The organism is Deinococcus metalli, from assembly GCF_014201805.1.
In the GTDB taxonomy this organism is placed as follows: Bacteria; Deinococcota; Deinococci; order Deinococcales; family Deinococcaceae; genus Deinococcus; species Deinococcus metalli.
On record NZ_JACHFK010000001.1, the window covers coordinates 604,270 to 616,453 of the forward strand.

The window sequence follows — 12,184 nt, forward strand, 5'->3', positions numbered from 1 at the left end:
GTTCGCCGCCATGACCACCGCCATCGACGATCCCCGCCGCACCGGCTACGCCGCCGAGGTCGTGGCGAACACCCTTCTCGACCTCGCCCGCGCCGAGGGCCGGCAGCTCACGCAGATGCAGGTGCACAAGCTGGTGTTCATCGCGCACGGCTTCACGCTCGCGCTGCTGGGCCGCCCGCTGATGTACAACACCGTCCACGCGTGGAAGAACGGCCCGGTGGTGCGCCGGCTGTGGCAGCACTGGGGCGAGCGCGGCACCCGTCCCATCGACGCTCCGCTGCCCGTGTCGGCCGGAGAGCCGGACGTCGGCAGCGACGCCGAGGCGATGGAGGTCATCCGCTCAGTGTGGAACGCCTATGGCGGCATGGACGGCGTGGAACTGTCGCGCCTGACCCACACGCGCGGCAGTCCGTGGTCGCAGGTGTACGGCCAGAGCGCCGACCTGATTCCCAACGAGATCACCCGCGAGTACTACACGGGACTCGCCCGCAGTGCGTGAACCCGGCGCGTCGCCGGCGCTTCCTGCTGGCCCGGACGAGGTGCTGGTTCCACCGGCCGACACGGCGTCCCCCATCGAGCGGGCCATCCGGCAGGGCGTGGCCGCCGAGCGCCGCAACGCCGACCTTGAGACGCGCACCCGCGAACTGCGCTACCGCGAGGCCCTCGACCAGCGCCTGCTGCGGCTGCTGATCGGCCTGAGCGTGTTCGGCGTGTCCGTGCTGTGGCTGGTCGCCGACGTCTCCCTCACGCTGGCGCAGGGTCTGGGCACGCTGTTCGGGCGGCCCTTCCGGCTCGATCCAACCATCATCATCGCGTTCCTGACGACCAGCACCGCCACCGTCATCGGCCTGTTCCTGGTGTTCCTGCGCTGGCTGTACCCCAGCGGGCCGGAGAAGGAGTAGGGGAGGGCCACGCCTGGGCCAGCCCGGTCCTTTCCGTTGATGCCACGTTCAGGCCCTGGGAGGTGCCGCATGAAGCCCTACGCGCTTAAAGCCGGTGACGGCTGGACATACCGGTACGGAATCGACTTCACGGTCAAGGCCGGCGAACTCCGGCATGGTCGGGGCGCCACCCTGACGGAATACACCACCCGCCGGGGCGAGGAACCACCGGACCACACCCATGACACCGAGGATGAACTGTTCTACGTCCTGGACGGCGACCTGACCTTCCGGTGTGGTGAGCAGCACTTCCACGTGGAGCGCGGCGGCTTCGTGTACCTGCCGAGGGGGATCGAGCACGGCTACCGCATTCCCGGCGACGCCCCGGTGCGGCTTCTGGTCGTCTCGTTCCCGGTGCTGGAGCCGGCGGGGGGCTGGAACGGCTTTCTCGCCGATGTCGAGCGGGACGGCGAGGTGACGGGCGTTCCGCAGCCGTGACGCGGCCGTTCGCACGTGAGCCCGGCTTCTTTTCAGGGAACATATTCGGGTACACTGCATGGCTGTGACGCGCGCGGCCTCTTCCTGATTCTGGAGTCCACGGGCGCCTTCCCGGAGGACTTTTGAGTTACTGGCGTACCACCATCAAACCCCTGCTGGACGTGGAAACCGGCACGATGTTCAAGCACGCCCCCGTCCGCGTGACCCTGGCCTTCCCGAACCGCTACTCGGTGGGTATGGCCTCGCTGGGCTATCAGGTCATCTACCGGATGTTCAACAACGAGGACGGCGTGGCGTGTGAGCGCGCGTTCCTGCCGGACGACGTGGACGCCTTCGAGCGCACGGGGCAGGCCCTGCCCACCGTCGAGACCGGCCGCGACGCCGGGGACTGCGAACTGTTCGCGCTGAGCGTGTCCTTCGAACTCGACCTGACCAACATCATCCGGACGCTGGACGTGGCCGGACTGCGCCCGCTGCGCGAGGAACGCGACGACACCGACGCCATCGTGATGATCGGCGGGCCGCTCACCAGCAGCAATCCGTACCCCCTGACGCCCTTCGCGGACGTGATCGTGATCGGGGACGGCGAGCAGATCGTGCCCGTGGTATCGGAAGCGCTGCGCCAGGCGGCCACCCGCGAGGACTTCTACGACCTGATCGACGGCATGCCCGGCATCTTCCTGCCGGCGCGGCACTCGCACGAGCCCACGTGGGCGACCGCGCCCAAGGAACTGCTGCCGGCGTACTCCCAGATCGTCACGCCGCACTCGGAACTCAGCAACATGTTCCTGGTCGAGGCGCAGCGCGGCTGCCCCCGCCCGTGCACCTTCTGCCTGGCCAGGACCATGTACGGCCCCAACCGCAACAACCAGGCTCAGGAACTGCTGGACACCATCCCCGACTGGGTTGAGAAGGTCGGACTGGTCGGTGCGGCGCTGTCGGACTTCCCGCACACCAAGTACGTGGGCCGCACCCTGACCGAGCGCGGCATCAAGCTCGGCGTGAGCAGCATCCGCGCCGACACGGTGGACGCCGAACTCGCGGAGATCCTCAAGGCCGGCGGCCTGCGCACCTTCACCGTGGCGAGCGACGCCCCAAGCGAGCGCCTGCGCCGCTGGCTGAAAAAGGGCATCACCACCGAGGACCTGCTCAAGACCGCGCACATCAGCCGCGACCTGGGTTTCAAGGGCATCAAGGTCTACATGATGATCGGCCTGGGGCCGGAGAACGACGACGACATCAGCGAACTGATCTCATTCACGAAGGAGCTTGCGGGCATCAACCGCATTGCCCTGGGGATCAGTCCCTTTGTGCCCAAACGCCACACGCCGCACTTCGCCGATCCCTTCGCGGGCGTGCAGACCATCGAGAAGCGCATGAAGCGCATCCAGAAGGAGCTGCGCACCACCGCCGAACTCCGCAACGTGTCGGCCAAGTGGGCGTGGGTGGAATCCGTGATCGCGCGTGGCGGCCCCGAGGTCGGGATGGCCGCGTACCAGATCTACCGGAACGAGAGCATCGGCGCGTGGAAGAAGGCGCTGGACGAGGTCGGCTGGCACGACGAGTTCGAGTCGAACGCCCCCGCCATCGACCTGCCGCCCGGCCAGTACGAGCCGCGCGAGGTCTCGGCACACGCGCAGGGCCTGGCGGTGTAATGGGGTTCGAGCTTTGAAGAGTACGTCTGCCCAGCGCCCGACATCATTACGCCCTCACGAGAACTGAGCGGGTAAATTCTGTATACTGCGGTATGACCGAGCCGCGCCCCGTCCTGCCCAGCGTGCGTGGACGGGGCGCGGCGTTCAACGTGCCGGTGCGCTTCGAGCGCCTGTCGTACGATCCGCAGCACACCGACGAGGAGGGCTTCGAGCTGCGCGAGCACGCGCCGCGGACGCAGTTCTACCGCGACCACGCGCGCACGGTCATCGCCACGAACACTTCGCCGGACATTCCGTTCCGGGCCAGCATCAATCCGTACCGGGGCTGCGAGCACGGCTGCACGTACTGCTACGCCCGGCCTACCCACGAATTCCTGGGCCTCAGCGCGGGGCTGGACTTCGAGTCGAAGATCCTGGTCAAGCTGGACGCGGCGACCCTGCTGCGCCGGGAGCTCGCCGCACGCAAGTGGACGCCGCAGGTGATCGCCATGAGCGGCGTGACCGACATCTACCAGCCGGCCGAGCGGCACTACCGCCTGACCCGCGCGTGCCTGGAGGTGCTGCTGGACTACCGCAACCCGGTGGCCCTGATCACGAAAAACGCGCTGATCACCCGCGATCTGGATGTGCTGGCGGAGCTGGCGCGGCGCAACCTCGTGCGCGTCGCGCTGAGCATCACCACGCTGGACGAGGCCCTCCGCCGGAGCATGGAGCCGCGCACCAGCACGGCGCAGGCCCGGCTGGACGCCGTGGCCCGCCTGACCGACGCGGGCGTGCCCGTCAGTGTGATGGTCGGCCCGGTCATTCCCGGCCTGAACGACGACGAACTGCCGCGCATCGTGCGCGAGGCCGCCCGCGCCGGTGCGGTGGATGCCGGGTACAACGTCGTGCACTTTCCCGGCGTGACCGCCGACCTGTTTCTCGACTGGCTGGCGCGCGAGCAGCCGGAGCGCCGCGCCCGCGTGGAGGCCCTGATCCGCGAGGTGCGGGGGGGTGACCTGAACGACCCGCGCTTTGGGCAGCGCATGACCGGCACCGGGCCGTACGCCGAGGGCCTGCGCGCCCTGTTCCGCGCGGCCCTGCGGCAGGCCGGGCTGCCGAAACCCGGCGTGGCGCTCGACGTGACGCGCTTCCGGGTGCCCAGCGCGATGCCGTCGCTGTTCGACCCACTCGACTGAGTTTTCAAATGCCACGTCCAGCGGCGTCAATTCCAGTCAAGCTCACGCCGCGCCGGCCGTGAGCGCGCAGAATACGGCCCATGAGTGACCCAGCGCACCGCCCGCAGACCATGGCGGAGAAGATCCTCTCGCAGCGCGGCGACCATGTGGTCTACGCCGGCGACCTCGCGGTGGTTGAGGTCGATCAGGTGATGGTCGTCGATTCCATCGCCCAGAGCTTCATCGAGCGCATGCAGCGCGACCTGGAGGCCCTGCCGAAGTACCCCGAGCGGGTGAGCATCGTGATCGACCACGTCGCGCCCGCCAGCACCGTCAGCGTGGCGCAGGCGCAGAAGGAAGCGCGCGAGTACGCCGCGCAGACCGGTGTGCGCCTGTTCGACGTGGGGCGCGGCATCTGCCACCAGGTGCTGATGGAAGAGGGGCTTGCGCGGCCCGGCTGGATCGTGCTCGGCTCGGACAGCCACTCCACGACCTACGGCGCGGTGGCGGCCTTCGGTTCCGGCATGGGCGCCACCGACATCGCCCTGGCCGCCGCGAGCGGCAAGACGTGGCTGCGCGTGCCGGAGAGCGTCAAGGTGACCTTTACCGGCGAGTTGCGCCCCGGCGTGACCGCCAAAGACGTGGCGCTGGAGATGATTCGCCGCCTGGGTGCGGACGGTGCCACGTACCAGAGCATCGAGATGCACGCCGGCGACCGCTTCACGCGCGGCGAGCGCATGACCCTGGCGAACCTGTGCGTGGAGGCCGGCGCGAAGGCCGGACTGGTCGTCCCCGGCGGCGAGATCCTCACCGGGTACGGCTACGACGTGCCCGAGTGGGTCTACCCGGACGACGGCGCGACCTACGTGCAGGCCATCGAGATCGACCTGTCGGCCCTGAACCCCCGCATGTCCGCCCCGAACGAGGTGGACAACGTCTACGACGTGGCCGAGCTGCGCGACCAGCTGCGGAACACGCCGGTGGATCAGGTGTTCATCGGCACGTGCACCAACGGCCGCATCGAGGACCTGCATGCCGCCGCCGACGTGCTGCGCGGGCAGCGGGTCGCGCCGGGCACGCGCCTGCTGGTCATTCCCGCCAGCAGCGAGGTGATGGAGCAGGCCATGGCCGACGGCACCCTGCTGACGCTGCAACGTGCCGGGGCGGTGCTGGGCACGCCCGGCTGCGGGCCGTGCATGGGCCGCCACCAGGGCGTGCTCGCGCCCGGCGAGGTCTGCGTGAGCACCTCAAATCGCAACTTCATCGGCCGCATGGGCGACAAGGACGCGAAGATCTATCTGGCCAGCCCGGCGGTGGCGGCGGCGACGGCAGTCATGGGCCGCGTGGCGCTGCCGGAAGACGTGGTGGGTCACGCCGTGGCCGCAGGAGGGCGCTGATGCCCAGGATCTGGAAATTTGGCGACAGTGTCAACACGGACGACATCCTGCCTGGCAAGTTCGCCCCGTTCATGGCCGGCGAGGACGTGTTCCAGAGTTTCGCGTTCCATTACATCCGCCCGGAGTTTGCTGCCCAGGTGCAGCCGGGCGACGTGCTGATCGGCGGGCGCAACTGGGGTCTGGGCTCCAGCCGTGAGTACGCGCCGGCGGCCCTGAAGAAGTTGCAGATCGGCGGCATCGTCGCGCCGAGCTTCGCGCGCATTCACTACCGCAACCTGCTGAACCTCGGCATCCCGGCCTTCGAGTTTGACCTGACGGGGCTGCTGAACGACGGCGACGAGGTCTCGCTGGACGTGAACTCCGGCGTCCTGACGTATGCCGGCGGCACGGTGCAGTTGCCGCCCCCTCCGGAGTTCCTGCGCGAGGCGCTGGCCGAGGGGAGCATCCTGGCGTTCTTCAAGAAGCATGGCCGCTTTCCCGGCGAGCCCGCTTCCTAAAGGAGTCCAGCCACCTAGACTGTGGTCATGGCGACGCTGGAAGTGGAATGCCCCGTGTGCTCCGAGGTGCTGGAACTGACCGAGGACGACCGGCAGGAGTTGCAGGTCGGGGACGTGATCGTCTGCGATTCCTGCAACGCGGAGATGGAGGTCACGCGCAATGGGGGCGGGGAGGATTTTGAGCTGGAGTTGCTGGGCGTCCTGACGACCTGCCCGAACTGCGGCGAGGAATTCGAGGTCACGGAGGACCTGGTGGCGTCGGCCCCGACCGTGCGCGGCGCGGATGGTGTAGAGGTCAGCATCGTGCCGTGCCCGCACTGCAAGGCGCAGATCGAGCTGGAGTTCGTGACGGAGCCGTCTGGAGCTGTCTAGCTGAGTCGGCGCGGTCAGAACGCGAGCCGCTAACCTATCAAACGCAAGGAGTAATCATGTCTACCGTTCAATTTGAAAACCCGGACACCGGTGCCACCATCGAACTGACCAACCCCGAACTCGGCGAACTCGTCATCGACGACGAGACGGGCGTGGAATACGAGGTCGTGTCCGTCGACCCGCCCCGCCTGGAAGCCGCGCCCAACGAAGCGGAGGACTGGGGCGAGTAAGTCCCCGGCCTTCAGCGGTCAGCGCCGGGCTTCGCCCGCCTGACCGCTGACTGCTGGAGCACCGCACCGGAGATTCCATGGCCGACCTCGCCGTTCTCTACGACCGTATCCGCCCAGACGAGAAGATGCTGTTCGAGGCGCTCGACGCCCTCGGCGTGCCGTACGACAAGGTGTACGTGCCGCAGCTCAGCGTCACCTTCGACGCGTCCGGCGCCGCCCAGGTGCCGTGGAAGGTCGCCATCGAGCGCTGCGTGAGCCAGTCGCGCGGCCACGCCGTGACCCGCGCCCTGGAGGGCTTCGGGGTCAAGGTGATCAACCCCGCGCACGTCATCGAACTGTGCGGCGACAAGCTCGCCACCAACGCCCGGCTGCACGCGGCCGGCCTGCCCACCCCCCGCACCGGCGTCGCCTTCGACGGCGACACGGCCCTGGCCCTCATCGAGAGCATGGGCTACCCGGTGGTGCTCAAGCCCACCGTCGGCTCGTGGGGCCGCATGGTCAGCCGCCTGAACGACCGCGCCGCCGCCGAGGCCGTCATCGAGCACAAGGAGGTGCTGGGCGGGCCGCAGCACGGCATCTTCTACGTGCAGGCGCTGGTGGACAAGCCGCAGCGCGACATCCGCGCCTTCGTGGTGGGCGGCGAGTGCATCGGCGCGATCTACCGCACGTCGGAGCACTGGATCACCAACACGGCCCGCGGCGCGAAGGCCAGCAACTGCCCCGTCACGCCCGAGATCGCGGATCTCGCCCGGCGCGCCGCCGCCGCGGTGGACGGCCAGATCGTCGCCATCGACCTCGTCGAGGACCCGCACGCCACGAACGCGTGGGGCGGGCTGCTCGTCATCGAGATCAACCACACCATGGAATTCAAGAACTCGGTGAGCACCACCGGCGTGGACATCCCGCGCCGCATGGCCGAGTACGCCATCGGCCTGCTGACCTGACCCCCTGGCCCCTGTGCGCGGGACCACGGGGGCTTTACACTGCGGCCAGCCACGGGCACTCAGGAGGCACGGACGGTGGGCGGCGACAACAGCTCAGGGCGGACAGCGCACCAGGACTCAGCGGCCGCAGGGAGCCGCGGGGCGAGTGTAGACCTGTGCCTGGGCGCCGACGGCGAGGTCGAACTCCACCCGGACACCGGCATGGCCGCCCGCCAGGCCGCCCTGTTGCGCCTGAGCGGCCTGCCGCTGGACGCCCTGCTCGCCGCCCGCTGGGGGGTGCCGCAGCTGATCGCGCCGCCCACCCGCCTGCGCCCGGACGCCACCCTGACCGAGACGGCGGTTCTACACGCCGCGTCGCCGGACGGCACGTGGCTGCGGCTGAGCTGGCAGGACGCGTCCATCATCCCTGAGGCCGCGCCCGAGGTGGCCCGGCCGATCGACGTGCCGGCCCCCCTGCTGGAGTGGCTGCGCCTTGGTCCAGAGGACGCCCTGGGCGAGGCGGGCCGGCTGCTGCTCGGATCGGTCGTGACGCGCGCGGAACTCACCGACGGGCTGAGCCTGCACCAGCTGTGCCTGGGCGACGCGCCGGGCACCGTCGGCGACCACGCCCTGCTGCTGGGCAGTCCCGAGGAACCGCTCGGGGAGCTGCGCCTGAGCGCGGCGCCGCGTGATGTGCCGGACGACGTCCACGCGGTCGCGTGGGCGCTGACCCAGGTGGCCCGCCACGCGCGCCAGGACGCCGAGATCCGCCGCCGGGAGCACGCCGCGCAGCGCGCCGCGGACCTGCACCGCGCGCTGCTGTCCGTGGTGAGCGGCGACGCGCCCCCGGAGGCGGTCGTGTATGCGGCCACCCGGCTGCTGCACGCCCGCGCCGGCACGCGGGTCACCACCCGCGCCGGCATCCCCGAAGCTTACGGCGGCTGGGTGACGGCCCAGCTGCGCGGCCAGGTGATGGCCCAGCTGGCGGCCGGCATGGACCCCCGGCCCACCTACGCCGTGCTGCCCGCAGATGAGCTGCCGGTGCTGATCGTGCCGCTGGGCAGCCGCGGCCCGCGCCGCAGCGCGTGGGTGTTCCAGCTCAGCCGCCGCCCGTGGTTCCTGCGGCCGCAGGCGCTCGACAGCGTGCTGGAGGCTGCCCGCCACCCGGTTCATGCGGACGTCGCCGCCGACACGCGCCGGGGGGCCGGACTCAAGGCGCCGGCGGGCAGCGCGCCGCGCAGCGTCCTCGGCCTGCTGCAGCACCTGACGGACTCGGACGCGCCGGCCGCGCTGGCGAGCGAGGGCCTGGCGTACCTCACGCCGCCCGGCAGCGGGACGTGGGGCGCGTACCTGAGTGTGCGCAGCGCCAACGACGACGGTCAGGGGGGCGGCGTGGTGACCCTCAGCAGCGTGGCGCGCAGCGGCAACGACGCGGACCATCCCCGGCCGGCGGCGTTGCAGGCGGTGGTGGCGGCGTTCTGGCACACGGTGGGCGACGCCGGCGGCCTCAGCCTGAGTGCGCCGCACCCTCTGCTGCCCGCGCCGCTGCGCCGGCTGTGCCTCGCTCCAGTCCGCACCGCGGGCGGGCACCGGCTCGCCGGCGTGCTGGTCGTCGGCAACGGCCCAGAGGAGGCCCGTGCGGACGCTCAGATGCCCACGCTCCTGACCGTGCTGGCGCAGCAGATCACGCGGGCGGCCGAGCGGCAGCTCGCCATGCGGCAGCTGTCACGCGCGCGCGAGCAGACCTTCCGGGTGCTCGGGCGGGTGCTCGAACACCGCAGCTACGAGACCAAGGGGCACACCGACCGCGTGACCAGCCTCGCCCTGAAGCTCGGCCTGCAACTGAACCTGACCTACGACCAGCTGACCGTGCTGCGCTGGGGTGCGTACCTGCACGACATCGGCAAGATCGCCATCCCGGATGCCGTGCTGAACAAGGAAGGCCCGCTGAACCGCAGCGAACGTGGCCTGATGCACGAGCACGTCGTGATCGGCGAGGGGCTGCTGCGCGAGCAGGAACTGGTGCCCGAGGGCGTGCTGGAGATCGTGCGCCACCACCACGAGCGCTGGGACGGCGCCGGCTACCCGGACGGGCTGCGCGGCGACGGCATTCCATTGCTGGCCCGCGCATTTGCGGTGGTGGACGTGTACGACGCTCTGACCAGCGCCCGGGCGTACAAACCGTCGTGGACACAGGAACGGAGCCTCACCGAACTCGCCCGGATGGCTGGGCACGCGCTCGACCCGCGCCTGACCGGCGTGTTCATGGACATGATCCGCCGCGGCGACGTCAGCGTCACGGACGACCAGCACGCGCCGTTTGTCCTGCCCGCCGACTAGGACCGCGGCCTGAGGCTCGCCGCCACGTCTGCACATCTGCGCGGCGACGGTGCCGGGACGCCCGGCAGCCCCCGCCTATACTGCCGGGCATGAAGCTCGCGATTGTCGGCGTCGGCAAACTCGGACTGGCCCTGCTGGAGGGCGTCACGGCGCGCGGCATCATCCCGGCGGGCGAGATCGGCCTGCTCGACGCGAACGTCGCCCGGGTCGAGGACATCGCCTCCCGGACCGGCGCGCGGGTCGTCACCCGCAGCCAGCTCGGCGGTGCGGAGCGCATTCTGGTCGCGCTGCAACCCCGGGTGTTCCCGGAGGTCAGCGAGTGGCTCGCGCAGGAGAACGTGGGGTACATCAGCACCATGGCGGGTGTCAGCGTGGCGACCCTGGTGCGCCGCCTGGGCACGCAGCGCGTGGTGCGCGTCATGCCGAACCTCGGTGCGACCATCGGCCGCAGCCAGACGGCCATCACCGGTCCGCGCGAGGCTCAGGAGGCCGGCGACCTCGCGTTCGCCCTCGACCTGTTCGGCGCGGTCGGGGACGCCTACGACCTCCCGGAACACCTCTTCAATGCCTTCACCGGCATGAGCGCCAGCGGCCCCGCCTACGTGGCCGTGGTCGCCGAGGCGCTCGCGGACGGCGGCGTGCGTATGGGCCTGCCGCGGGTGCTGGCGAACGAACTTGCCGCGAAACTGCTGGTGTCCACCGGAGAACTGCTGCAACGCCGCGCGCACCCCGCCATGCTCAAGGACGAGGTCTCCAGCCCCGGCGGCACCACCATCGCCGGCCTGGAAGCCCTGGAGGCGGCCGGCGTGCGCGGCGGCCTGATCCAAGCGGTGGTCGCGGCCACCCGCCGCGGCACCGAACTCGGCCACGATCAGGAATAGGCCAGGCCGCAGGTCCGCGCTGCCGCCCACGTCAGACGGCTGTGACGGCCGCGCCCCTACACTCGCCCGGTCATGACTCCAGCCGCTGCTCTATCCGCCCTCGTCCGCAGCGGGGCTGCGCTGCTCGTGCTGGCGCTCCCGGCGGCGCAGGCCGTCACGCCGGCCGGGTACTACCCCTTCGCGGCCGGTACCCGCTGGTCGTACTCCAGCGGTGAGCAGCAGGTCGTCGGCCCGGCCGTGGTGCACCGGGGCGTGACGGTCACCCCTGTCAGCCACCAGTACGGCAGCACCACGTATACCCAGGACCTGCTGGAACTCCGCGCCGACGGCAGCGTGTGGCTGCGCGGCGTGAACGCCAGCGGCCGGCTCACGTGGTTCACGTCGCCCTTGACCGTATACCCGCCGGGGCCGCTGCGGCCCGGCATGACGTGGAGCAGCGCGAACGGCAGCGTCAGCCTGCGCGCCCGCGTCACGGGCACCAGCGCCGTCACGCTCTCGGCCGGCACCTTCAACGCCCTGACCATCCGCACCGACATGACCCAGGCGGGCCGCGTCAGCACCCAGACCACGTACTTCGTGCCCACCCTGGGCGTCGTGCGCTACCAGACGGCAGACGGCAGCGTGATCGACCTCCAGCGCTGAGCGGCGCTCATTTGCGGCGGGCGCGGTATGTGAGCAGCTGGGCGTACATGCGCGTGCGGGCGCCCGCCCCCTTCCAGAAGCCGCGTTTCTTCTCCTTGACCACCTGCGCCACGTTCGGCAGCTCGACGTAATCCCAGCGCGCGCCAGTCTCCTTGAGGTGCGCCGTGATGGCGGGCTCGGGCCAGCGTTCGTCCGTCAGGTGTGGCACGCCCACCAGCCACTCGCGGCGGCACGCGCGCTGCCCGCTCAGGTGCGGCGTGAGCTTGTTGCCCCAGTCCGTCACGAACCCGCCCCCCTCGAACACGCCGATGCTCATGTCCAGCGTGCCGTCCAGCACCGGCCGCACCAGCGTGCCGAGGTGCGCGGGCGTCAGGCCCGTGAGGTCCGCGTCGAGCATCACGATGTAGTCGGCGTCCGTCGCCGCGAGGGCCGCACCCAGCGCATGGCCCTTGCCGGCGTTCTCCGTCAGTTCCACCACCGTGGCCCCGGCGGCCCGCGCGACCGCGGCTGTGGCGTCCGAACTGCCGTCCGAGGCGACGACCACCTCCGGCGTGAACTGGCGGGCCACGCGCACCACGTCCGCCACCGTGCCCTCCTCGTTGAAGGCCGGAATGACGACCGCGATCCGAGCGGCAGAGCTGCCCTGCATGCGGACCATCCTACGGGGTTTTGCCCGCGCCGGCACCCCCCGCGGGCGGCCGGGCCGCCGTG

The 12,184-nt window shown here is 70.6% G+C and carries 14 protein-coding genes; 13 read left to right on the plus strand and 1 reads right to left on the minus strand.

Annotated features, from left to right (window positions below):
* The first annotated feature begins 10 nt into the window (after positions 1–10).
* The 13 genes from HNQ07_RS02960 to HNQ07_RS03020 all read left to right on the plus strand — a co-directional run bounded on the left by HNQ07_RS02960 (position 11) and on the right by HNQ07_RS03020 (position 11,473).
* Positions 11–499 (plus strand): Panacea domain-containing protein, encoded by a 489-nt coding sequence (locus HNQ07_RS02960; protein ID WP_184109388.1) that lies wholly within the window; start codon positions 11–13, stop codon positions 497–499.
* Complete coding sequence (locus HNQ07_RS02965; protein ID WP_229831768.1) at positions 492–902, plus strand: hypothetical protein; 411 nt, start codon at positions 492–494, stop codon at positions 900–902. Before HNQ07_RS02960 ends, HNQ07_RS02965 begins: the two co-directional genes overlap by 8 nt.
* Positions 903–971: 69 nt before the next feature.
* Entirely contained in the window at positions 972–1,379 is a 408-nt protein-coding gene (locus HNQ07_RS02970) for a cupin domain-containing protein (protein ID WP_184109389.1), read from the plus strand.
* Between the two features lie 122 nt (positions 1,380–1,501).
* Entirely contained in the window at positions 1,502–3,034 is a 1,533-nt protein-coding gene (locus tag HNQ07_RS02975) for a B12-binding domain-containing radical SAM protein (RefSeq protein ID WP_184109390.1), read from the plus strand.
* Positions 3,035–3,126: 92 nt separating this feature from the next.
* Entirely contained in the window at positions 3,127–4,212 is a 1,086-nt protein-coding gene (locus HNQ07_RS02980) for a PA0069 family radical SAM protein (protein ID WP_184109391.1), read from the plus strand.
* A gap of 80 nt (positions 4,213–4,292) precedes the next feature.
* Positions 4,293–5,588: a 3-isopropylmalate dehydratase large subunit gene (locus HNQ07_RS02985; protein ID WP_184109392.1), complete on the plus strand. Its 1,296-nt coding sequence runs from the start codon at positions 4,293–4,295 to the stop codon at positions 5,586–5,588.
* Positions 5,588–6,085 (plus strand): LeuD/DmdB family oxidoreductase small subunit, encoded by a 498-nt coding sequence (locus tag HNQ07_RS02990; RefSeq protein WP_184109393.1) that lies wholly within the window; start codon positions 5,588–5,590, stop codon positions 6,083–6,085. The genes HNQ07_RS02985 and HNQ07_RS02990 overlap by 1 nt, the downstream gene beginning before the upstream one ends.
* Positions 6,086–6,112: 27 nt before the next feature.
* On the plus strand, positions 6,113–6,457 hold the full coding sequence (locus tag HNQ07_RS02995; protein ID WP_184109394.1) for a hypothetical protein: 345 nt from the start codon (positions 6,113–6,115) through the stop codon (positions 6,455–6,457).
* A 56-nt stretch (positions 6,458–6,513) separates the two neighbouring features.
* Entirely contained in the window at positions 6,514–6,687 is a 174-nt protein-coding gene (gene lysW, locus HNQ07_RS03000; RefSeq protein WP_184109395.1) for a lysine biosynthesis protein LysW, read from the plus strand.
* Positions 6,688–6,764: 77 nt separating this feature from the next.
* Positions 6,765–7,631, plus strand: coding sequence for a lysine biosynthesis protein LysX (gene lysX, locus HNQ07_RS03005; protein WP_184109396.1), 867 nt, complete (start codon positions 6,765–6,767; stop codon positions 7,629–7,631).
* A gap of 201 nt (positions 7,632–7,832) precedes the next feature.
* A complete protein-coding gene (locus HNQ07_RS23935) occupies positions 7,833–9,950 on the plus strand; it encodes an HD-GYP domain-containing protein (protein WP_184109397.1) in 2,118 nt (705 codons plus the stop codon).
* An 89-nt stretch (positions 9,951–10,039) separates the two neighbouring features.
* Positions 10,040–10,831 (plus strand): pyrroline-5-carboxylate reductase, encoded by a 792-nt coding sequence (gene proC / locus HNQ07_RS03015; RefSeq protein WP_184109398.1) that lies wholly within the window; start codon positions 10,040–10,042, stop codon positions 10,829–10,831.
* 72 nt (positions 10,832–10,903) lie between these two features.
* The gene (locus HNQ07_RS03020) at positions 10,904–11,473 is read left to right on the plus strand and encodes a hypothetical protein (RefSeq protein WP_184109399.1); all 570 of its coding nucleotides are present in this window, start codon (positions 10,904–10,906) and stop codon (positions 11,471–11,473) included.
* A 7-nt stretch (positions 11,474–11,480) separates the two neighbouring features.
* Here HNQ07_RS03020 and HNQ07_RS03025 read toward each other — a convergent pair whose 3' ends face one another.
* Positions 11,481–12,122, minus strand: a complete 642-nt coding sequence (locus tag HNQ07_RS03025; protein ID WP_184109400.1) for a glycosyltransferase family 2 protein — start codon at positions 12,120–12,122, stop codon at positions 11,481–11,483.
* Positions 12,123–12,184: the final 62 nt, after the last annotated feature.

Bases quoted from the DNA above. Each gene is read 5' to 3' on its own strand.
- HNQ07_RS03020 (WP_184109399.1), top strand. From the start codon at position 10,904: ATGACTCCAGCCGCTGCTCTATCCGCCCTCGTCCGCAGCGGGGCTGCG.
- lysX (WP_184109396.1), top strand. From the start codon at position 6,765: ATGGCCGACCTCGCCGTTCTCTACGACCGTATCCGCCCAGACGAGAAG.
- HNQ07_RS03025 (WP_184109400.1), bottom strand. From the start codon at position 12,122: ATGCAGGGCAGCTCTGCCGCTCGGATCGCGGTCGTCATTCCGGCCTTC.
- HNQ07_RS02960 (WP_184109388.1), top strand. From the start codon at position 11: ATGACCACCGCCATCGACGATCCCCGCCGCACCGGCTACGCCGCCGAG.
- lysW (WP_184109395.1), top strand. From the start codon at position 6,514: ATGTCTACCGTTCAATTTGAAAACCCGGACACCGGTGCCACCATCGAA.
- HNQ07_RS02985 (WP_184109392.1), top strand. From the start codon at position 4,293: ATGAGTGACCCAGCGCACCGCCCGCAGACCATGGCGGAGAAGATCCTC.
- HNQ07_RS23935 (WP_184109397.1), top strand. From the start codon at position 7,833: ATGGCCGCCCGCCAGGCCGCCCTGTTGCGCCTGAGCGGCCTGCCGCTG.
- HNQ07_RS02995 (WP_184109394.1), top strand. From the start codon at position 6,113: ATGGCGACGCTGGAAGTGGAATGCCCCGTGTGCTCCGAGGTGCTGGAA.
- proC (WP_184109398.1), top strand. From the start codon at position 10,040: ATGAAGCTCGCGATTGTCGGCGTCGGCAAACTCGGACTGGCCCTGCTG.
- HNQ07_RS02980 (WP_184109391.1), top strand. From the start codon at position 3,127: ATGACCGAGCCGCGCCCCGTCCTGCCCAGCGTGCGTGGACGGGGCGCG.
- HNQ07_RS02970 (WP_184109389.1), top strand. From the start codon at position 972: ATGAAGCCCTACGCGCTTAAAGCCGGTGACGGCTGGACATACCGGTAC.
- HNQ07_RS02990 (WP_184109393.1), top strand. From the start codon at position 5,588: ATGCCCAGGATCTGGAAATTTGGCGACAGTGTCAACACGGACGACATC.